Source organism: Mariniflexile aquimaris (assembly GCF_042676825.1).
Classification (GTDB): Bacteria; Bacteroidota; Bacteroidia; order Flavobacteriales; family Flavobacteriaceae; genus Mariniflexile; species Mariniflexile aquimaris.
Genome location: NZ_JBHTIB010000012.1, coordinates 1,003,077 through 1,023,199 on the forward strand (window position 1 = coordinate 1,003,077; position 20,123 = coordinate 1,023,199).

Here is a 20,123-nt window from a genome sequence, read left to right on the forward strand (position 1 = left end):
TTCATTTTTTGTTGTTTTTAAATTTTATTCTAACCCGTGAAGCTATTATTGTAAAGCTCCTAAAGCTTTTCCTATTAATATAATATAGTTAAGCTGCTTGTTTTCTCTATTAATATAATGATAATTTTTCCTTTATCAATATGATACAAAGATGACGAAGAAAACAGAACTATAAAATGAAGTAGTTTATTAAATAAAGTTAAACTAGTTTAACATTTATTGTTCAAAGATAAGTTGACTTTTAATTTTACTTAGAAACTCTTTAGTGATGCCAAGGTAGGATGCCACCATATATTGTGGAATGCGCTGTTCTATTTTTGGGTATTGCTCTCTAAAATGCAAGTATTGTTCTTTAGCCGAAAGACTAAAATTGCGAACAATGCGTTTTTGGGATGCAGCAAATCCTTTTTCTATAATTTGTCTAAAAAACCGTTCCAGTTTGGGGATTTCTCGATATAAATCTTCAATGGTATCATACGAAAACATCACCAATTCTGTATTTTCTATACATTGTACATTAAAATCGGCTGGTGTTTGGGTTACAAAACTCCCCATGTCAGAGGTCCACCAATCTTCAATAGAAAACATTAAAATATGCTCTTGACCATCGTTGTCCACATAAAATGTTTTGGTGCAACCAGACAAAACGAAACATGAATATTTACACACATCGCCCTGTTGCACAATGTATTGCCCTTTTAAATAGCTTCTAACAGAAATTTTAGATTCTAAATAAGCAATTTCTTCATCAGTTAAACTAATGTAGTCGCTCATGTATTTTAATAAGGGTTCAATCGTCATATTTAAATGCTTGTAAGTAAGCTATATCAATTAGTTAACAGCAATCAGTGTTACGTCAAAAATTAACACAGATCCTCCGGGAATCCCTTTATAATCGTCGGAGCCATAAGCTAAGCGCGATGGAATTAAAAGTACACCACTACCGCCTTCTTTAAAATAAGTTATACCTTCTGTCCATCCTGCAATTACACCTCTTAAATTAAAGGTTATACCTTCTTCATCGCTTTTATCGAATACCGTTCCATTAGAATAATAGCCTTTATACGCCACTGTTACATTCGAACTTGATAAAGGTTGTTCGCCTGTTCCAGGTTCATTTATAACATAATATAACCCAGAATCACTTTTAAGCGCTTGTAAATTATTTTCACTGATATACTCAAGAATTTCTTCTTCGTTTGCTTGCGTATAATCTTTAACGCCTTCGTTTGAAGAACAGGATATGATTAATAATAAAACAACTGGTAAAATAAACTTTTTCATTCTTTTTTTAAACAAATATAATAAACTGAAATACTTTAAACCTGCAATTCTGCTAGTACAATCAGATTTTAATACTAATTAAATCTTCGCTTGATAGGTATACAAATCAAAATAGCGCCCTTCTAAAGCTATAAGTTCGTTGTGTGTACCACGTTCAACAATATGGCCCGCTTCGATAACTAAAATTTGATCTGCTTTTTTAATGGTACTTAATCGATGCGCAATGACAATGGTTGTTCTATCCTTTATTAATTCTGCTAAACTTTTTTGAATCAACGCCTCACTTTCGGTATCTAAACTTGAAGTAGCTTCGTCTAAAATAATAATTTTTGGATTCGCTAAAATGGCGCGTGCTATGGCCAATCGCTGACGCTGACCACCACTTAATTTAACACCACGTTCACCAATTAAGGTGTCTAAACCATCGTCAAATCTATCGGTAAATTCATTTACATAGGCTGCTTTTACGGCGTTTTGTAATTCGGTTTCCGATGCATCGGGACATGGAAACATAATGTTTTCGCGTATAGTGCCTTCAAATAAAAACTCATCTTGTAAAACAACACCTAAATACTTGCGATAGGTGCTGAGTTTAACTTTCGATAAATCTTGATTATCAATAGTTACTGTTCCAGATTTGGGCGTTAAAAACGTTGCCGATAACCCTGCAATAGTCGATTTTCCTGAACCCGAACTTCCAACCAAGGCCGTCACAGAACCTGCAGGCGCCGTAAAATTGATGTTGTGAAGCACTTCTTTTCCTTCTTCATAAGAAAAAGACACATTGTTAAAAGCGATATCGCCTTTAATATCTTTTAAAAGAATCGTGCGTTCTTCATTATCTTCTTCGGCGGTCATATTCATAAGCTCTTCCGTTCTATCTAAACCCGCTAAGGCTTCGGTAAGCTGACTTCCAATATTGCTCATTTGAACTATGGGCGCAATCATAAAACCTAAAATTAAGGTGAAGAATAAAAAATCGCCAGTGGTCATCTCACTTTGAATCATATAATACCCACCAATGCCCATAATTCCTGTGGTCGCAACACCAATTAAAAAGGTAGAAGAACTGGTCATAAATGCCGTGGCCGTTAAACTCTTTTTTACATTTTGATATAATTTTTCCACCCCTTTTTCGAACACCAATTGTTCTTGTTCCTCTGCGTTAAAAGCTTTTATAACCCTTACCCCCGCTAAGGTTTCTGTTAAACGGCCTGTAACTTCCGCATTTATTTTTCCGCGCGTTCTAAAAATAGGACGGATGTATTTAAAAGCTCTTAGCGCTATGTAACCAAAAATAGACAGTGGTACGAACACAAAAAGTGTCATCCACGGGTTTATTTTTATCAAAATGATTAAAGAAACAATAGCAGTAAAACTACCACCAACTAATTGTACCAAACCCGTTCCGATAAGGTTTCTTACACCTTCAACATCACTCATAATACGAGAAACCAAGGCACCTGACTTGGTATTATCAAAAAAACTTATGGGTAACGACAACACCTTTTTTTGCACCTGAGCCCGCAGTTCGCTTATTAAAAACTGCGCCTGTACACTTAAAATACTGGTTAGTAAATAGGAAGTTACGGCCTGAATTAAAATAGCCCCTAATACAATGGCAATAAGACTATACAAATGCCCAAAATCTTTATTAGGTATTACGTCATCTAAAAGTACTTTACTCTGCCAGGGCAACACTAAGCCCGATAAACTTTTTATTACGATTAAAAACAATCCAATAAACACCAAATTTCGCCGTGGCCAAATAATGGTTTTAAAAGCCTGTACCATGGTTACTTTTGGTTTTGTTTTTGATGTTTCTTTTAAATGTCGCATGAAAAATGTCTTGATTATAAAAATGAAATGCAAAAATAATCATTCTTATTCGTGTATTCTACTGAAAGGAATTAAATAAAAAACCACTTCTACAAGAAGTGGTTTTAATGCGTTAATTAATTTAAATGTATTAACTGCGTCTTGCTTTTTTAGCGATTTTCGCTGCTTTTTTTTCTTTTGGTGTTAAAAGCGGCTCTTTTTTTACCGTCTTCTTTGCATCGTGTGTTTTTGCCATTTTTAATAATTTTTAATTACTTTTTTTAAGTTTTTAGCACAATTCTAAATCGTGCTTTTCCTTCTTTTAGATGTTTTATTGCTTTGTTTACATCTTCCATTTTAAATTCTTCAACTGTTGGATAAATACTGTGTCTTACACAAAAATCTAACATTGTTTTAGTCAAGGCGATGCTTCCTAGCGGACTTCCTCCAACCGTTTTTTCACCCATTAACAACGTAAAGGCAGGAATAGCCATAGGCTCTAAAACAGCACCTACATTATGAAAACGACCTTGCGGCGCTAAGGTAACCAAATAAGAATTCCAATCTAAAGTTACATTGGTAGTATTTAAAATAAAATTTAAAGACCCTGCTATATCTGCTAAAGCTTCTGGATTTGTAGAATCTACTACCCGATGCGCTCCCATAGCTAATATTTCTTTCTCCTTAGCCGGATTAGAAGTGAATGCAGTAACATCACAACCCCATGCTTTTAAAAATTTAATGGCCATATGTCCTAAACCTCCAATGCCTATCACACCTACTCTATCTGTTGCTTTTACACCTGCCAAAATTATAGGATTAAACACGGTAATACCACCGCATAATAACGGACCAGCTTTTTTAAGATCTATTCCTTTGGGTAACGGAATGGTCCATGACCAATGACTTCTTACCGTGTCTGCAAAACCGCCATGGCGACCAACAATAGTTGCTTCGGCACTTCCGCATAAATGCTGATTCCCGTCTAAACATTGGTTACAATGCATACATGAACCAGCATACCAGCCCACACCAACTTTATCACCAACTTTCAATCCTTTAACTTCTATTCCTAAGGCAATAACTTCTCCAACAATTTCATGTCCTGGAACTAAAGGATACTGCGACATACCCCATTCGTTATCAATCATGCTTAAATCGGAATGGCAAATACCACAGTATTGCACTTTAACATCTACTTCTTCGTTACCAATTGCAGGCAATTCGTATTGAAACTTTTCTAAAGGGGCTCCAGCTTGTTTTGCTGCATACGCGCTAATCTTTGTCATGATGTCGTTATTTTATAAGTGATGAAGGTACGAAAATAGCACCAAATTATTCTGTACTAAAAGTTAAATTTAGTTTAATATTAAACACCTAATTACTAAATTTACAGCTTAATCTTATAAAACAAACATAACCATGAAAATTATTGGAATTGGAAAAAATTACGTGAGTGATAAATCTGAAATTAGTGCCATTAAAACAGGCGATCAATTAATATTTTTAAAAGCAGAAAGCACATTAGTAAGCAATAATGAAGATATTGTTTTTCCTGCAGTTACAAACGAATTGGCTTATGAAGTAGAATTAGTTGCGAAAATCGGTAAAAAAGGAAAAGACATTTCGTTAGAAGACGCGACCTCTTACATCTCTGAAATCGCCGTTGGTATCGATTATACCGCAAAAGACTTACTAGCTGCCAGTCGCGCTAACAAAGGACCTTGGACACTTGCCAAAGGCTTTGATGGTGCATCTCCAGTGTCCAAATTCAAACCCGTTTCTAATTTCCCAGATTTAAATAATATCAATTTCGATTTAGTAATTAATGGTGAACAAAAGCAAGTTGGAAACACCGACTTTATGATTTATAATTTTGCTGAAATTATTGCGTTTGTTTCTAAATTCATGACGCTAGAACCAGGAGATTTAATTTTTACAGGAACGCCTGCATTAGGCGCTGGGTTAAATGTAAAAGGCGATCATTTACAAGCCTCTATTGAAGGGGAATTACTTTTAGATTTTAAACTTATTTAATTCTTAATTTTCAAGATTAAGTAGTGTAACTTTATGGAATGAAGAATTCTATTGCAGAACGTGTTTATGATTTTTTAAAACTCTATCCGCCATTTAATATTCTAAAAAATGACGATTTATTCGAAATTTCAAAAGAAGTTTCAATCATTTATTTAGAAAAAGGCGATACATTGTTTAAAAAAGGAGACGCTTATAACGAACATTTTTATTTGGTTAGAAATGGTGCTATCACACTCTTTCATACCAACGCTAATAATACGCAGGAAATAATAAATATAAGTGATGCAGGCGATATTTTTGGCGTTAGACCGCTTATAGCCAAAGAAAATTACAAGCTCACTGCAACCGCTAACGAAGAATCTATTGTATATGCGATTCCCATTAACACGTTCCAAGAAGTTACAAAAGATAATGCCAGCGTTTATAAGTTTTTAATTACGGCATTTGCTACCAATGCTTACGACCCCTACACTGCAGAAGAAACAGGAAAGATTTTTGTTGATTACCTGCCTAATAGTTCGCAGGATATGGTTAATTTCCAAACGGCGAACTATACTAAAAATCCAATAACCTGCGATTCTAAAGCAACTTTAAAAGAAGCTGCTATTAAAATGAGCAGTCATAAAATTGGCTGTATAATAGTTATTGATGAGGCTAAAAAACCCGTTGGCATCATCACAAACAGCGATATAAAAAACAAAATTGCGACCGGCTTATTTCCTATAGATACACCCGTAACAAATGTTATGAGTTCTCCGGTAATTACCAATAAAAAGGATTTAACGGTAGCCGACGGGCAACTTCAAATGATTAAACATAGTATTGGTCATTTGTGCATCACAAAAGATGGTACAATCAATTCTAAGTTGGTTGGTGTGTTATCGCATCATGATGTTTTAGTGACGCTAGGAAATAATCCGGCAGTAATTTTAAAAGAAATTAAACGTGCCAAACGCACTAAAAAATTAAGAGCTGCCAGGATAAAAGCAAATACGTTGCTAAAAAGTTATCTAGAACAGAACATTCCGCTAACACACATTATAAAAATCATTTCTCAAATTAATGATGCAGTAACAATAAGTGCCATAGAGATTGCGCTAAAAAAGATGCCGGCACCGCCTCCTGTTTCTTTTGCTTGGTTACCGCTTGGTAGTCAAGGCAGGAAAGAACAGATGCTTTTTACGGACCAAGACAATGCTATCGTGTTTCAAGATGTTCCAGAAAACCAGTATCAGGAAACACAGACCTATTTTCTAGAACTTGCAAAGTTGGTTACCAAATCGTTAAATAAAATTGGCTTCGAATATTGCGAAGCCGATATGATGGCGCGTAATACTGAATGGTGTAAATCGATTTCTGAATGGAAAGCGCAATTTGAGCATTGGATTTTGAGACCAGATGAAAAAGCCATTTTATTATCGTCTATATTTTTTGATTTCAATTGTGTTTATGGCGATCAATCACTAGTTGACGAGTTATCGGATTCTGTTTACGAATCCTTGAGCAAAACTTCCTTGTTTTTTAAATTTTTAGGAAAAGATGCGCTTAAAAGTCCGCCGCCACTAGGCTTTTTTAAACAATTTTTAGTGGAAGAAAATGGTGAGCAAAAAGACCTTTTCAACATAAAAAGCAGAGCCTTAATGCCGTTAATTGATGCCGCTAGATTACTTATTTTGAGTCATAATATTAAAGGAATTAATAACACCTCCGAACGTTTTGAAAAACTAGCCGAATTAGAAGCAAATAACAAAGAATTGTACGAATCGTGTTCGTATGCTTTTAAAGCATTATTAAAATTTAAAACAAAACAAGGCTTGTTGCATAACGATTCGGGAAAATTTATAAAGTTAGAAACCTTAACAAAGGAAGAGAAGCTGAAATTAAAGCGCTGCTTTAAACCCATTCATGAAGTTCAGGAAACGTTAAAAATTAGGTTCGATTTAAAAAACTTTATTTAAGATGTTATTCAACTGGTTCTTTAAGAAAAAACAAAGCTTTCCAGATTTTTGGAACGACTATCTTGCCTGTTTTGAAAACAAGAACGAGACACCCATTCAAGAAACACGTTTTGTAGCCTTCGACACAGAAACTACCGGATTTAACATTAAAGAAGACCGCATACTATCTATAGGCGCTGTGTCTTTTAAAAATAAAATTATTTACGTAAATACTAGCTTAGAACTATATTTACAGCAAGAAATATTTAAACCAGAAACCGTTAAAATTCATGGTTTAATGAAAACAGGAATGCTTGAAAAAGTATCGGAATTAGAAGCCATAAAAGCCTTTTTATTGTATGTGAAAAACGATGTATTAATTGCACATCATGCTAATTTTGACAAAAACATGATGAATGAAATGCTTTTAAGACATGGCTTAGGAAAACTAAAAAACAAATTTATAGATACGGGTTATTTGTATAAAAAATCTAAGCATATTATTTATCAGGAAAACCTAAAACCTCATTCATTAGACGAGTTGTGCAAAGAATTAAACGTACCAATAGTAGACCGACATACCGCAACGGGTGATGCCTTAATTACCGCTTTAGTGTTTTTAAAAATTCTTGCGCGTTTAGATAAACGCAAGCATTTAAACTGGGGTTATTTGCTTAATAAATAAAGTAAAAGGTAGTTGTTTATTTACACCTTAATTTTTATTCCCTTAAAATTTTCTCTAGTTTCTTTCCTCCTGCCAATTCATCAATCAGTTTATCTAAATAACGAATCTTCTGCATTAGTTTGTCTTCAATATCCTCCACCCGATACCCACAAATAACCCCTGTAATTTTTGAAACATTCGGATTGATTTGTGGTGCTTCTGCAAAAAAAGTTTCAAAACTATTTTTATCATCAATTTGCTGTTGCAATGCTTTTTGATCGTAGCCCGTTAACCAACATATTATAGTATCAACCTCCTGCTTTGTACGACCTTTTTTTTCAACTTTACTTACGTAGTGTGGATACACACCAGCAAACGACATTTTAAAGACTCTTGAATTGTCCATGCTTTTAATTCTCTTTAATTACTTTACATCTTCTGTAGTTGTATTCCAAACTCTTTTACGCGCTCCCAATTGGTATATTCAATTTCTGTATTCGTATCGGTTGGTCCTTTGGTCATCCACATAATAAATTGAATCATGATTCTATCAAAATACCCGTATTTTTTATATTCTAGTTTTCCTGCAAACACGGCAACATTTGTTGGTGTCCAATCAATCGTTTTAAAAAATTTTATCACATACGGATTCGTATCTGCAGCACTTTTTTCTTGTTTTCTAGCAACCAGATTTACAGAAAAAAATGCTGTTTTTATAGAATCAAGCTGATTTTTATTAGTGTTTATGAACTCAATTATTTTTTTGTTATGAACACCGTATCGAATGCTTGCCCCAATAACAAGCAAATCAAACTTGGTTACATCTTCACTAAAATCATCAATAGAATATAATTCAATATGTTGGTTATTTTGAAGAAATTCATCTCTAATCTTATTACAAATTTTTAGAGTTTGTCCGTCTACCGAAGAATAAATAATTCCCGTTTTTTTATTCATATATTAACAAATAAATTCTATTTAAAACCATTAATTATGGCTTTATAAATATAATACTTTTATAGTGCATTATCAATAATTTCCTGTACTACTTCTGGGTTTAGCAAGGTGCTTGTATCGCCCAAATTACTAATGTCTTTACAAGCTATTTTCCTTAAAATGCGCCGCATAATTTTTCCTGAACGCGTTTTTGGTAAGCCACTTGTAAACTGTATTTTATCGAGTTTCGCTATCGGGCCAACATGTTCGGTAATAATTTGATTGATTTCATTACGTAAATTGTCGTGAACACGCGTTTCTCCAAAATCTTTTAGAATAACAAATCCGTACAACGCATTCCCCTTCACATCATGCGGGAAACCAACAATAGCAGATTCCGCAACTGCTGGGTGCTCATTTATGGCATCTTCAATCGGAGCCGTTCCTAAATTATGACCAGATACTATAATAACATCATCTACCCTACCTGTAATTCTATAATAGCCAACCTCATCACGTAAAGCGCCATCACCTGTAAAATATTTATTTTCAAAAGCTGAGAAATACGTGTCTTTATACCGTTGATGATTCCCCCAAATAGTTCGTGCTATACTTGGCCACGGAAATTTGATACACAAGCGTCCATCTACCTGATTCCCTTTTAATTCATTGCCATTTTCATCCATTAAACAAGGTTGAATGCCAATAAACGGTAAGGTAGCATAGGTTGGTTTTGTAGGTGTTACAAACGGAATAGGAGAAATCATAATACCTCCCGTTTCTGTTTGCCACCAGGTATCTATGATAGGGCTTTTCTTTTTACCAATATTGTCGTTATACCAATGCCATGCTTCTTCATTAATAGGTTCTCCTACAGACCCTAATACTTTTAGCGATGTTAAATCGTATTTATCAACCAATTCGTTGCCTTGTTTTGCCAAAGCTCTAATGGCAGTTGGCGCTGTATAAAATTGATTGACTTTATGCTTTTCTATGATTTCCCAAAAACGTCCGAAATCCGGATAATGCGGTACCCCTTCAAACATGACGGTTGTTGCTCCGTTTAATAAAGGACCATACACTATATAACTATGCCCGGTAATCCACCCGATATCAGCTGTACACCAATACACGTCGTTTTCTTTATATTGAAATGCATTTTTAAAGGTATACGCTGTATAAACCATATAACCAGCCGTAGTATGTACCATGCCTTTTGGCATACCTGTTGAACCTGAGGTATATAAAATAAACAGCGGGTCTTCCGCATCCATGATTTCTGCTTTACAATCTGAAGAAGCTTCATCTAAAAGCGGCTGTAACCATTTATCGCGACCAGCTTTCATTTCAATATCCGAATGAATTCGTTTTGCAACCAACACGCTTTTTACACCAGAGCAATTTTCTAAAGCTTCATCAACGATTCCTTTTAAATCGATAGCTTTGGAACCTCGGTAAGAACCATCGGACGTGATGACCATTTTACAATCGCTATCATTAATTCTTGTTGATAAGGCTTTTGAAGAAAAACCAGCAAATACAACGGAATGAATAGCACCTATGCGCGCACAAGCCAACACAGAAATAGCTAATTCAGGAATCATAGGAACATAAATACAAACACGATCGCCTTTTTTAATGCCTTCAGCTTTTAAAACGTTGGCAAATTTACAAACACGCTCATACAGTTGATTATAAGTAATATGTTCTGCTGCCTCGTCAGGATTATTAGGTTCAAATAAAATAGCTGTTTTTTCACCACGAGTAACTAAATGCCTGTCTATACAGTTTTCTGTAATATTAAGTTTAGCACCTTCAAACCATTTTACATCGGGCTTACTAAAATCCCAACTTAAAACATTATCCCATTTTTTGCGCCACATAAAATGTTCTTCGGCAACTTCTTCCCAAAAATTTTCTGGCTCTCTTATAGATTTTCTATAAACCTGATAGTATTCTTCTAAATGTTTAATGTGGTAATTACTCATATAATTTGTCTTATAGTTTATAATATGTCTATTTTCATTAGTTATAAAACTAATAAATTACTTGTGTTTCCATAATTTATTTCTACCTGTAACGCATTATTATTAACAACCGTGCGATTTCAAAAAATGAACCTTTTGCTATCTTAAAGGCTGTTTTAATATTGATACTTAGCATTTAACTAATATTAATTGACTAAATCTACTAATATTTATTAAAAAAAAGAATCTTGATTCTTAAAAAGAAATGCATCAAACTTGCGATAATGTTATAAATATATCATTTTTGTTGTATCATGTTTTAAAATTTTAGAAGTATATTTAACCCCATCAAACCAAATTGTATTGCAAGCAAATCGTTTATACTTTATTGACGCCGTTCGAGCATTTGCCATATTAATGATGCTTCAGGGTCATTTTATTGATACACTCATAGACCCAGTTTACAGAAACTCTGCGTACACAGCATACAATGTATGGTCTTATTTTAGAGGTATTACAGCACCTACATTTTTTACTATTTCTGGATTGGTATTTACCTATTTGTTATTGCGTGCCAATGCAAAAGGCAATGACAAAGAGCGTATTAAAAAAGGTTTATTTCGTGGAGGCTTATTGCTATTAATTGGCTATAGTTTACGTATTAATATTTGGAGTTGGTTAACCGGCTATTTTAATACCTATTTTTTAGTTATCGATGTATTGCAATGTATTGGGTTATCGCTTATCATTTTAGTTTGTTTGTATACGCTGTTTAAAAACCATAGTTACATATTTTCGATAGTGTTGTTTTGTATTTGTATTGCGTGTTTTATATCTGAACCTTTATACAGAAACCTAGAAATAACCAATTTACCCCTGATTATTGCCAATTACATGACCAAAGCTAACGGGTCTATTTTTACCATTTTACCTTGGTTTGGTTACTCGGCAGCAGGTGCTTTTCTTTCAACTGTATTCTTTAGACATGCCCATAGAAAACAATTTAAGGTGCTTACTATTTTTACCTTTTTTACCGTGGGTAGCATCTTAATTTTTTATTCAACAAAAATACTTTTCAACTTACATAGACTTACTGGATACGATTTATTATACAGATGTGCCGACTTTAATTATTTATTCATTCGTATGGGTAACGTATTAATATTGTTCGGACTTTTTTATACGTTCGAGCGCTACTTAAAACAATCCATTATTTCCAGAATTGGTGAAAAAACATTATCCATGTATGTTATACATTTTATTCTGTTATACGGAAGTTTTACAGGTTATGGCTTAAAAAAATTCTATTACCAGTCGTTTACCCCAATGGAGGCCATTTTCGGCGCCGCGTTATTTGTGGCGGTAGTTTGCTTCATATCGTTTTATTATGCGCGCACCAACCATTTTGTTTATAGTCTAGCAGGAAAAATAATTAGGCTTTTTAAGAAAAATTAATCTGGTCTTTTGATTTGTTTTTAGCCTGCGAGCAGCAGCTGTTAAACAAAGAATTCTTGGAGCTGATTTTTATAACTATTTAAAAATATCTATATTTAACTCATTGACATATAATCAGATGAGTTTAAACACCATAAGCATAGCGCCAATTATCAATAAAACGACTTTAAAAAAGAAAGGTGATTACTATTCTGTTTGCTGGATTAAAGACGACATAGCATCCATAGAAATCGATAAAAAAGTTTACAAAAACATTTCGAATTCTATATTCTTTTTAAACGCTCGAATAGATTGGAAAATAAAAAAGAAAATTACCACATCGTCATCCGGTTATGTGCTCTATCTTCCAAAAGAAGTTTTAAATAATCCGTTGTTAAGTCAGCTACACATTAATGAAGTGGTGCTTTTTTCAAAAAATGAAATTCCTAAAATCAATCTCGCCCCAGGTATTGAAAAAAGAATTCAATCTATTTTAGAAATGCTGGATGAATTAATAGGGTCTCATTTAAAACATAAAGACGATGCTATTATTTCGTTATTAAACACCTTTTTTGTGTATTGCGATGGCCAATGCAACATAAAATCGATTATAAGTGAAAACAGTTCGAAAAAAAACATTGTGTATAAGTTTAAAAAACTGGCAGACAAACGAATTGTTGAATTGCACGAAGTAAACGAATATGCCCAATTATTAAATATTTCTAGCAGTTATTTAAACGAGTGCGTTAAAGAAATTCTCGGGGTTAATGCGATGCAGATTATTACAGAACAACGCATTATGCGGTCGCGACACGAATTAAAATTCACCAATAAAACCATCAAAGAAATTTGTTTTGACTTAGGGTTTTCGTCTCCCGATTATTTTAGTTACTTCTTTAAAAAACATACCGGAACTGCACCTTCTTCACTCAGATAATTAGTTCAGTTTTAAAATTCTAAGGATTTACCCTGTTTTGCTAATGGCGCGACACCTGATTATGTTATAATTTGGCTAAAAAACAAATCATGAATCGCAAACAATTTATAAAAACGTCTAGCATTGGCATCGGGCTAACATTACTTCCCGGAATATTTCATAGCCAATCAAAACAAGAAAAATCAATCGATTTAAACAATGCCAACCCTAAAATTATTAAAGATAAAGATGGAAAGGTATTAAACGTAATTGGCGACATACAAACCCATAAACTAGTGGGGAGTGATACTGGGAATCAAATTGTAGAATGGGTAGATAACGTAGAACCTGGAGTTGGCATTCCACCTCATATTCACACCTTAGAAGACGAAATTTTTAGGGTTATTAAAGGAAAAATAGAAATTATGGTTGATGGTATATCCACTGTTTTAGAACCTGGAGATGTTGCTTTTGCTCCGAAAAATGTGCCGCACGCTTGGAAAGTAGTTGGAACAGAAAAAGCTAAAATGATTACTTCGGCATTTCCTGCTGGCATAGAACATATGTTTAAAACCTTGTCTGAACTTCCTCCCGGTCCGCCCGATTTCGAGAAAGTAACTGCCATTTGCGCAGAACACGGTATTACATTTGTATAAAACTCAGGTATGCTGATTTAGGATACACAATCCGTTTTTAAACAGGGTTAAAATAGAAGATGCGCAACTAATTCTGGCAATCTTCAGATCCCCATGTATCCAAACTTCTTAAAATAGTTTCGAGAGACTTCCCTCGTGCGCTTAAGCCGTATTCTACTCTCGGGGGAACCACTGGATAAACTTTTCTGGAAATAAGTCCTGCTTTTTCCAATTCTCTAACAGTTTGTGTAAACATTTTATTCGAAATTCCCGGAATTTTCTTTTGTAATACTCCCGAACGCAAATCGGCTTCTAGTAAATGAAATAATATTAAAGGTTTCCATTTTGTTCCTATTAAATTCATTGTGTAATTTAACGGACAGTGATTAACTTCACTCATAATTTATAACTCAAATTATTTATTATCAGCATTTTACTCCTTTTGGTAACTATACTACTTTTTAGTAAGTTATTGCCTATTAAGCAAATATAGATTAATTTTGCAATCTAATTTATAATTTATGACAACTATTAAAGAGTATCCTAAATCATTTTCTCATATTGGAATTACAGTTCCAAATATAAAAGAAGCCGTAAAATTCTATTCTGAAGTAATGGGATGGTATGTTATTATGGAACCTTCAAAAATTAAAAAAGAAACCGAAACAGCTATTGGCCAAATGTGCATCGATGTTTTCGGGAACGATTGGACGGAATTTGAAATTGCACATTTAGCAACTTCAGATGGAATTGGGGTTGAATTGTTTTCATTTCCACACGGCATTAAAGAAGCACCCGAGTTTAATCCGTTTAATACTGGTCTTTTTCATTTTTGCGTGCAAGACCCAAATATTGAAGAACTTATCGAAAAAATTCTGGCTTACGGCGGAAAACAAAGAATGCCAATTAGAGAATACTACCCGAACGACAAGCCATTTAAAATGTGCTATGTTGAAGATCCTTTCGGTATCGTTTTTGAAATTTACACGCATAGCTACGAATTAACATATTCTTCGGGAGCATACGCGAAATAAAACTAGTTTGTAACATTTAACGAATTTAATATAGAGAAAAGCGCAGGTTTAACAACTTGCGCTTTTCTATTTTAGTAGCTGATTTAAAAATTCCACCTATGTAATACCTTCATGATAAAAAAGAGCATCATAAAATTATAGCACGCATTTTCGGTTTAACAATCTGTATATCTATTTAATAACGTAACTTTGGAAATTGATGATTAAAAATTAAACGCAACCCATAAAATATGGATTCAAATATAAATTTAGCTGTACTTATTGATGGCGACAACATTCCGTCTGCACATGTAAAAGAAATGATGGAGGAAATTGCAAAATACGGCAACCCTACTATTAAACGTATTTATGGCGACTGGACCAAACCACACTTGTCTAAATGGAAAAACCTATTGCTAGAAAATGCCATTACCCCCATTCAGCAATATGGCTATACAACTGGTAAAAATGCCACCGACTCCGCAATGATTATTGATGCCATGGATGTTCTGTATTCTGGCAAAGTAAATGGTTTTTGCTTGGTATCGAGCGATAGCGATTTTACGCGATTAGCCGTTAGGTTGCGCGAAGCGGGTATGCTGGTAATTGGTATTGGTGAAAAAAAGACCCCCAACCCATTTATTGTAGCCTGCGATAAATTTATCTATGTTGAAATACTAAAAAATAAAACCGACAGAGAAAATATTGATGTAGATGCGACTAAAGATAGCGTCGATAAAATAACTCCAAAAGACATTAAATTTATTGCATCCACAATCTCGGATGTTTCTGATGATGATGGTTGGGCATTTTTAGGCGATGTTGGTAGCTTATTACAAAAAAAGCAACCTAATTTTGATTCCAGAAATTTTGGTTTTGAAAAACTAACACCGTTAATAAAATCGATTGATAGTTTTGAGCTGGAGCAACGCGAAAACCCGAAAAGTCGCCATAAATTAATTTTTGTCCGTATCAAGGCAAAACCCGCTGCCAAGAAAAAACGCCGCTAATTGTGTTGTGCTTTCTACAGCTACTAAAACAGCATATAAATTAAATTATATGCAAAAACGCATATATATTTGATTATATCCTAAAAAGCATATATATTTACTAAAATTAAACATGTATGGTAGCCATTATTACAGGAGATATAATAAAATCTAGAAATATAGAAGCCAAACAATGGATGCCCGAACTAAAAAAGGTATTAAACCGTTATGGCAACGAGCCAAAAACCTGGGAAATATATAGAGGCGATAGCTTTCAAATAGAAGTAAAACCTGAAGAGGCATTACATGCCGCCATCTTAATAAAAGCGGCCATAAAACAATTTAAACCTTTAGATGTACGGCTTGCCATAGGTATTGGAGAAAAAACATACCACTCAGAAAAAATTACCGAATCGAATGGGACTGCTTTTATTTATTCGGGTGAATCATTCGAAAGCCTGAAAAAACAAACGCTTGCCATTAAAACCGAATGGAAAGATTTTAATAAAACCATCAATTTAATGTTCGATCTGGCGTCGCTCACTATGGATAACTGGACACCAATATCGTCGTTAATCATTAAAACCGCACTCGAAGCAAAACCCGAAAGCAACCAACAAGAATTAGCAGCAGTACTCAATAAAAAACAAAGTAATATTAGCACAGGCTTAAAACGCGGTGGTTTTTACGAAATCCAGAAACTAATAAACTACTATCAACACGAAATTAAAAACAAATGCTAACACTCGCTTTAAAGTTTATTTTGGCGCATTTAATGGGCGATTTTTTATTACAACCCGATAGTTGGATTAAACACAAAAAAGAAAAAAAACACCGATCTAAATATCTGTACTGGCATATTGCGATTCATACCGTGTTATTGTTATTGGTGCTACAATTTAATATGCGTTACTGGTTAGGTATTTTGCTCATCATCGTTTCGCATTATATTATCGATGTGGTAAAACTTCATTTAGAAAAGAAATCGAATGCGCGCCTACTGTTTTTTTTAGATCAACTACTGCACGTTGTGGTTATTTTTGGAGTTATTCAAATCTACAGTCCGTTTAACATAGCAATTGCCTCCATTTATCACCCACAATCATTACTAGTTATAACTGCTATAGTAACGCTTACCTATGTATCTTCCGTAGTTATAAAAACACTCATGTCTAAATGGAAACTAAAAGACAGCTCTAAAAACCAAGCAGGAAAATATATTGGCATGCTAGAGCGCTTATTTATTTTTTACTTCATCGTTATAAATTATTGGGCAGGTATTGGTTTTCTGCTAGCCGCAAAATCTATTTTTAGATTTGGAGATTTAACCAAAACGGAAGACCGAAATTTAACCGAATATATTCTAATTGGCACCTTATTAAGTTTTGGAATTGCCATTGCCATAGCTGTAGGCTACCAGTACTTATTCAACATAGCGAGCCAACTGTAAAAAAAACATGAATAAATCTAACAACTCTTTAGTTGAAATAAAACAATCGCCGCTTCACGGAAAAGGCGTATTTGCCACACAAAACATAGCAAAAGGAACCATTTTAGTAATAAGCCATATGGTGCCTGTACATGTAAACGAAAATTTACCCGAATTACTGGCAACCCTGCAATTTCCTTGGACGGACGAATATGATGCTATTTGTTTAAGTGATGCTGGCAGTTTTTTTAACCACAGTGGCCAACCCAATGCCGAAATTATTGCCCGCGATTTTGAAAACCTAACCCAAACATTTGCCGCTAAAACAACTATTAAAAAAGGCGAAGAAATTACGATTTATTATAACGATGCTTTTCAAGCGTTTATTCAACAATAATCTTTTGAAAAATCGGAAAAGTGCAGTTTTAGTTTTTCACTGAAACCTTGCAAAAACTAGGTTGTTTTCAATTCTTTTCAGCATCAATAGTACTCTCTAAAAGCAAACCACCTTTGTACATGCCTTTTAAAACCGGACGAATGTCACGCCCTAATTCGGTTAAACTGTATTCTACACGTGGTGGTACTTCAGGAAAAACAGTTCTGTGAATCAATCCGTCGGCTTCTAATTCTTTAAGCTGCTTCGTCATCATGCGTTCACTAATATCAGGCATGAGTTTTACCAGTTCATTATAGCGCTTATCACCTTGCCACAAATGCAAAATAATAGTGCCTTTTCGTTTTCCTTTAATCGAATTAATAAAAGTATCTATCGGACAATAACTTTTTTTCATTTTTTTTCCTTTGCATGCCCTGACTATACACAAAATAGCACAAAATGTTCGTATGGGCACAATTTGTAAGGTCTTGTAAACCAACATATTTTCATCGACCTTTGCAGCAAAAATAAACAAAAGTTATAACATAATATCATGAATACAGCTGCAACATTTAAAGCGTTTCGCGTAGAAGAGACCGAAGGAAATTTTACAACCAGCATTAAAGACATGCCATTTAAGTCGTTAGAAACTGGCATCCTGCTTATAAAAGTTCACTACAGTTCTTTAAATTACAAAGATGCCCTTTCGGCAACGGGCAATAAAGGAGTTACTCGTCAGTTTCCACACACGCCAGGTATCGATGCCGTTGGAACTGTTGTTGAAACTAAATCTGATGCCTTTAAAACAGGCGATAAGGTTATTGTAACCAGCTACGATTTAGGCATGAATACCGATGGTGGTTTTGCACAATATATTAATGTACCTGCAACATGGGCGGTAAAATTACCTGAAAATCTGAGCATGAAAGACGCCATGATATTTGGTACCGCAGGATTAACCGCAGGTATGTCTGTATTACGCTTAACACAATTAGTTAAACCAGAAGACGGAACCATTGTTGTTTCTGGAGCTACTGGCGGTGTGGGTGCCTTAAGCGTATCGATACTAAGTAAATTAGGCTATACGGTGGCTGCCATTACAGGTAAAGAAAGTGAAAGTGCATACTTAACAAAACTAGGTGCTAAAACCATTATTACACGTAGTGAATTTGAAGCATTAGATAATAAACCGCTTTTAAAACCACAATTTGCAGGTGGTATAGATACAGTAGGTGGTGTTATTCTTGAAAACATCATTAAAGCCACACAACCTATGGGCGTTGTTACCAGTTGTGGTAATGCGGCATCCATAAAACTTAATTTAACCGTCTTCCCTTTTATTTTAAGAGGTGTTAGCTTAATTGGTATTGACTCTCAAAATTATCCAATGGCTTACCGAGAGCAAGTGTGGCAAAAATTAGCCAACGAATGGAAACCAGATACGTTAGCCGATACATGTAATGAAATAACATTAAACGAATTAGATGCTAACATCGCCCTAATTTTAAAAGGCCAAATTAAAGGAAGAACAGTTGTTACTTTAGAAGCCTAAAAATTAAATTTGTTTATCGATGAATATAAATTAACGCAACGTATTTATATTTTAAACGATAAGTAGAAACCTAACACGCACAAAAAAAGACCTTAACAATTAAGGTCTTTTTTAATTTTATAAAATCGTGTTTACTATTTCTTTAAATACGCCAACACATTGGTTTCAATTCGTTTTTGTATGTTGCTTACATCGCCTTTTACAAAAGTTTCTCCTGTAATGTTTTCATACAATTCTATATAGCGCTCGCTTACAGTATTAATATATTCGTCGCTCATAAACGGTACGGTTTGCCCTTTTAAGCCTTGAAAGTTATTGGCAATTAGCCATTGGCGAACAAACTCCTTACTCAATTGTTTTTGAGGTTCTTGTTTAGCTTGTCGTGCTTCGTAACCATCGGCATAAAAATAGCGCGACGAATCTGGAGTGTGTATTTCATCTATCAACACGATTTTGCCCTCTTTAGTTTTGCCAAATTCATATTTAGTATCTACTAAAATCAAGCCTCGACTTGCAGCAATCTCACTTCCTCGCTTAAAAAGTTTACGGGTATAATCTTCTAAAACCAAATAATCTGCTTCGTTTACAATACCGCGTTTAAGAATATCTTCGCGAGAGATATCTTCGTCGTGGTCGCCCATTTCTGCCTTGGTGGCTGGTGTAATAATAGGCTCTGGAAACTTATCGTTTTCCTTCAAACCTTCTGGCATGGCAACTCCGCAAAGCATGCGTTTACCTGCTTTATACTCACGGGCTGCATGTCCAGACATATAGCCTCGTATTACCATTTCTACTTTAAAAGGTTCGCATAAATGCCCTACGGCCACATTCGGGTCGGGTGTAGCAGTTAACCAGTTTGGCACAATATCTTGGGTCGCTGCCATCATTTTGGTGGCTATCTGGTTTAGTATTTGCCCTTTGTAGGGAATGCCTTTTGGCATCACCACATCGAACGCCGATAGTCTGTCGGTTGCAATCATTACCAACTGCTCGTTGTTAATGTTGTAAACTTCTCTTACTTTTCCTTTGTACACACTTACCTGCCCTGGAAAATTGAAATTGGTATCTATTATAGTATTACTCATTTTTTTTACTGTTTATGAGTTTATGTTTTTATTGTTTATTCGTTGATTTGT

The 20,123-nt window shown here is 34.5% G+C and carries 22 protein-coding genes; 12 read left to right on the plus strand and 10 right to left on the minus strand.

The window, feature by feature from the left end:
• Positions 1-216: 216 nt before the first annotated feature.
• From ACFQ0I_RS12415 to ahr, 4 genes are all read right to left on the minus strand, one after another.
• Positions 217-801: a Crp/Fnr family transcriptional regulator gene (locus ACFQ0I_RS12415; protein WP_379942727.1), complete on the minus strand. Its 585-nt coding sequence runs from the start codon at positions 799-801 to the stop codon at positions 217-219.
• A 30-nt stretch (positions 802-831) separates the two neighbouring features.
• Positions 832-1,284 (minus strand): FKBP-type peptidyl-prolyl cis-trans isomerase, encoded by a 453-nt coding sequence (locus ACFQ0I_RS12420; protein ID WP_379942728.1) that lies wholly within the window; start codon positions 1,282-1,284, stop codon positions 832-834.
• Between the two features lie 78 nt (positions 1,285-1,362).
• A complete protein-coding gene (locus ACFQ0I_RS12425; protein ID WP_379942730.1) occupies positions 1,363-3,123 on the minus strand; it encodes an ABC transporter ATP-binding protein in 1,761 nt (586 codons plus the stop codon).
• 260 nt (positions 3,124-3,383) lie between these two features.
• On the minus strand, positions 3,384-4,391 hold the full coding sequence (gene ahr, locus ACFQ0I_RS12430; protein ID WP_379942732.1) for an NADPH-dependent aldehyde reductase Ahr: 1,008 nt from the start codon (positions 4,389-4,391) through the stop codon (positions 3,384-3,386).
• 133 nt (positions 4,392-4,524) lie between these two features.
• Here ahr and ACFQ0I_RS12435 point away from each other — a divergent pair, with 133 nt between their 5' ends.
• Genes ACFQ0I_RS12435 through ACFQ0I_RS12445 form a run of 3 tightly spaced genes read left to right on the plus strand, consistent with a single transcriptional unit; the run spans position 4,525 to position 7,761 of the window.
• Positions 4,525-5,139 carry a fumarylacetoacetate hydrolase family protein gene (locus ACFQ0I_RS12435; protein ID WP_379942733.1) on the plus strand — a complete coding sequence of 205 codons (615 nt, stop codon included), beginning with the start codon at positions 4,525-4,527 and terminating at the stop codon, positions 5,137-5,139.
• Positions 5,140-5,177: 38 nt separating this feature from the next.
• Positions 5,178-7,097: a DUF294 nucleotidyltransferase-like domain-containing protein gene (locus ACFQ0I_RS12440; RefSeq protein ID WP_379942735.1), complete on the plus strand. Its 1,920-nt coding sequence runs from the start codon at positions 5,178-5,180 to the stop codon at positions 7,095-7,097.
• A gap of 1 nt (position 7,098) precedes the next feature.
• Entirely contained in the window at positions 7,099-7,761 is a 663-nt protein-coding gene (locus ACFQ0I_RS12445; RefSeq protein WP_379942736.1) for a 3'-5' exonuclease, read from the plus strand.
• Between the two features lie 34 nt (positions 7,762-7,795).
• Here ACFQ0I_RS12445 and ACFQ0I_RS12450 read toward each other — a convergent pair whose 3' ends face one another.
• The 3 genes from ACFQ0I_RS12450 to acs are packed head-to-tail and all read right to left on the minus strand — an operon-like array spanning position 7,796 to position 10,685.
• Positions 7,796-8,146 carry a DUF2200 domain-containing protein gene (locus ACFQ0I_RS12450; RefSeq protein WP_379942738.1) on the minus strand — a complete coding sequence of 117 codons (351 nt, stop codon included), beginning with the start codon at positions 8,144-8,146 and terminating at the stop codon, positions 7,796-7,798.
• Between the two features lie 23 nt (positions 8,147-8,169).
• Entirely contained in the window at positions 8,170-8,697 is a 528-nt protein-coding gene (hemG, locus tag ACFQ0I_RS12455) for a menaquinone-dependent protoporphyrinogen IX dehydrogenase (protein ID WP_379942739.1), read from the minus strand.
• 59 nt (positions 8,698-8,756) lie between these two features.
• Positions 8,757-10,685: an acetate--CoA ligase gene (gene acs, locus ACFQ0I_RS12460; RefSeq protein WP_379943045.1), complete on the minus strand. Its 1,929-nt coding sequence runs from the start codon at positions 10,683-10,685 to the stop codon at positions 8,757-8,759.
• A 321-nt stretch (positions 10,686-11,006) separates the two neighbouring features.
• Here acs and ACFQ0I_RS12465 point away from each other — a divergent pair, with 321 nt between their 5' ends.
• The 3 genes from ACFQ0I_RS12465 (at position 11,007) to ACFQ0I_RS12475 (ending at position 13,649) form a co-directional block, all read left to right on the plus strand.
• Entirely contained in the window at positions 11,007-12,098 is a 1,092-nt protein-coding gene (locus ACFQ0I_RS12465) for a heparan-alpha-glucosaminide N-acetyltransferase domain-containing protein (RefSeq protein WP_379942740.1), read from the plus strand.
• Positions 12,099-12,216: 118 nt separating this feature from the next.
• Positions 12,217-13,014: a helix-turn-helix domain-containing protein gene (locus ACFQ0I_RS12470; protein WP_379942742.1), complete on the plus strand. Its 798-nt coding sequence runs from the start codon at positions 12,217-12,219 to the stop codon at positions 13,012-13,014.
• A gap of 89 nt (positions 13,015-13,103) precedes the next feature.
• A complete protein-coding gene (locus ACFQ0I_RS12475) occupies positions 13,104-13,649 on the plus strand; it encodes a cupin domain-containing protein (protein WP_379942743.1) in 546 nt (181 codons plus the stop codon).
• Between the two features lie 67 nt (positions 13,650-13,716).
• Here ACFQ0I_RS12475 and ACFQ0I_RS12480 read toward each other — a convergent pair whose 3' ends face one another.
• On the minus strand, positions 13,717-14,028 hold the full coding sequence (locus tag ACFQ0I_RS12480) for a winged helix-turn-helix transcriptional regulator (protein ID WP_379942745.1): 312 nt from the start codon (positions 14,026-14,028) through the stop codon (positions 13,717-13,719).
• 121 nt (positions 14,029-14,149) lie between these two features.
• Here ACFQ0I_RS12480 and ACFQ0I_RS12485 point away from each other — a divergent pair, with 121 nt between their 5' ends.
• From ACFQ0I_RS12485 to ACFQ0I_RS12505, 5 genes are all read left to right on the plus strand, one after another.
• Positions 14,150-14,662: a VOC family protein gene (locus tag ACFQ0I_RS12485; protein ID WP_379942746.1), complete on the plus strand. Its 513-nt coding sequence runs from the start codon at positions 14,150-14,152 to the stop codon at positions 14,660-14,662.
• 230 nt (positions 14,663-14,892) lie between these two features.
• Positions 14,893-15,651 carry an NYN domain-containing protein gene (locus ACFQ0I_RS12490; protein ID WP_379942748.1) on the plus strand — a complete coding sequence of 253 codons (759 nt, stop codon included), beginning with the start codon at positions 14,893-14,895 and terminating at the stop codon, positions 15,649-15,651.
• Positions 15,652-15,767: 116 nt separating this feature from the next.
• On the plus strand, positions 15,768-16,373 hold the full coding sequence (locus tag ACFQ0I_RS12495) for a SatD family protein (protein WP_379942750.1): 606 nt from the start codon (positions 15,768-15,770) through the stop codon (positions 16,371-16,373).
• Complete coding sequence (locus ACFQ0I_RS12500; protein ID WP_379942752.1) at positions 16,367-17,080, plus strand: DUF3307 domain-containing protein; 714 nt, start codon at positions 16,367-16,369, stop codon at positions 17,078-17,080. The genes ACFQ0I_RS12495 and ACFQ0I_RS12500 overlap by 7 nt, the downstream gene beginning before the upstream one ends.
• A gap of 7 nt (positions 17,081-17,087) precedes the next feature.
• A complete protein-coding gene (locus ACFQ0I_RS12505) occupies positions 17,088-17,456 on the plus strand; it encodes an SET domain-containing protein (protein ID WP_379942754.1) in 369 nt (122 codons plus the stop codon).
• 67 nt (positions 17,457-17,523) lie between these two features.
• Here ACFQ0I_RS12505 and ACFQ0I_RS12510 read toward each other — a convergent pair whose 3' ends face one another.
• On the minus strand, positions 17,524-17,850 hold the full coding sequence (locus ACFQ0I_RS12510) for a winged helix-turn-helix transcriptional regulator (RefSeq protein ID WP_379942756.1): 327 nt from the start codon (positions 17,848-17,850) through the stop codon (positions 17,524-17,526).
• Positions 17,851-17,988: 138 nt separating this feature from the next.
• On the opposite strand from ACFQ0I_RS12510, the gene ACFQ0I_RS12515 reads away from it, so the two are divergent.
• Positions 17,989-18,987, plus strand: coding sequence for a YhdH/YhfP family quinone oxidoreductase (locus tag ACFQ0I_RS12515; RefSeq protein ID WP_379942758.1), 999 nt, complete (start codon positions 17,989-17,991; stop codon positions 18,985-18,987).
• Between the two features lie 134 nt (positions 18,988-19,121).
• On the opposite strand, the gene ACFQ0I_RS12520 is transcribed toward ACFQ0I_RS12515, so the two are convergent.
• Positions 19,122-20,072, minus strand: a complete 951-nt coding sequence (locus ACFQ0I_RS12520; RefSeq protein ID WP_379942760.1) for a phosphoribosylaminoimidazolesuccinocarboxamide synthase — start codon at positions 20,070-20,072, stop codon at positions 19,122-19,124.
• Positions 20,073-20,123: the final 51 nt, after the last annotated feature.

Bases quoted from the DNA above. Each gene is read 5' to 3' on its own strand.
- ACFQ0I_RS12420 (WP_379942728.1), bottom strand. From the start codon at position 1,284: ATGAAAAAGTTTATTTTACCAGTTGTTTTATTATTAATCATATCCTGT.
- ACFQ0I_RS12485 (WP_379942746.1), top strand. From the start codon at position 14,150: ATGACAACTATTAAAGAGTATCCTAAATCATTTTCTCATATTGGAATT.
- ACFQ0I_RS12435 (WP_379942733.1), top strand. From the start codon at position 4,525: ATGAAAATTATTGGAATTGGAAAAAATTACGTGAGTGATAAATCTGAA.
- ACFQ0I_RS12480 (WP_379942745.1), bottom strand. From the start codon at position 14,028: ATGAGTGAAGTTAATCACTGTCCGTTAAATTACACAATGAATTTAATA.
- ACFQ0I_RS12475 (WP_379942743.1), top strand. From the start codon at position 13,104: ATGAATCGCAAACAATTTATAAAAACGTCTAGCATTGGCATCGGGCTA.
- hemG (WP_379942739.1), bottom strand. From the start codon at position 8,697: ATGAATAAAAAAACGGGAATTATTTATTCTTCGGTAGACGGACAAACT.
- ACFQ0I_RS12505 (WP_379942754.1), top strand. From the start codon at position 17,088: ATGAATAAATCTAACAACTCTTTAGTTGAAATAAAACAATCGCCGCTT.
- ACFQ0I_RS12445 (WP_379942736.1), top strand. From the start codon at position 7,099: ATGTTATTCAACTGGTTCTTTAAGAAAAAACAAAGCTTTCCAGATTTT.
- ACFQ0I_RS12520 (WP_379942760.1), bottom strand. From the start codon at position 20,072: ATGAGTAATACTATAATAGATACCAATTTCAATTTTCCAGGGCAGGTA.
- ACFQ0I_RS12440 (WP_379942735.1), top strand. From the start codon at position 5,178: ATGAAGAATTCTATTGCAGAACGTGTTTATGATTTTTTAAAACTCTAT.
- ACFQ0I_RS12425 (WP_379942730.1), bottom strand. From the start codon at position 3,123: ATGCGACATTTAAAAGAAACATCAAAAACAAAACCAAAAGTAACCATG.
- ACFQ0I_RS12415 (WP_379942727.1), bottom strand. From the start codon at position 801: ATGACGATTGAACCCTTATTAAAATACATGAGCGACTACATTAGTTTA.
- ACFQ0I_RS12515 (WP_379942758.1), top strand. From the start codon at position 17,989: ATGAATACAGCTGCAACATTTAAAGCGTTTCGCGTAGAAGAGACCGAA.
- ACFQ0I_RS12500 (WP_379942752.1), top strand. From the start codon at position 16,367: ATGCTAACACTCGCTTTAAAGTTTATTTTGGCGCATTTAATGGGCGAT.
- ACFQ0I_RS12510 (WP_379942756.1), bottom strand. From the start codon at position 17,850: ATGAAAAAAAGTTATTGTCCGATAGATACTTTTATTAATTCGATTAAA.
- ACFQ0I_RS12470 (WP_379942742.1), top strand. From the start codon at position 12,217: ATGAGTTTAAACACCATAAGCATAGCGCCAATTATCAATAAAACGACT.
- ACFQ0I_RS12495 (WP_379942750.1), top strand. From the start codon at position 15,768: ATGGTAGCCATTATTACAGGAGATATAATAAAATCTAGAAATATAGAA.
- ACFQ0I_RS12490 (WP_379942748.1), top strand. From the start codon at position 14,893: ATGGATTCAAATATAAATTTAGCTGTACTTATTGATGGCGACAACATT.
- ahr (WP_379942732.1), bottom strand. From the start codon at position 4,391: ATGACAAAGATTAGCGCGTATGCAGCAAAACAAGCTGGAGCCCCTTTA.
- ACFQ0I_RS12450 (WP_379942738.1), bottom strand. From the start codon at position 8,146: ATGGACAATTCAAGAGTCTTTAAAATGTCGTTTGCTGGTGTGTATCCA.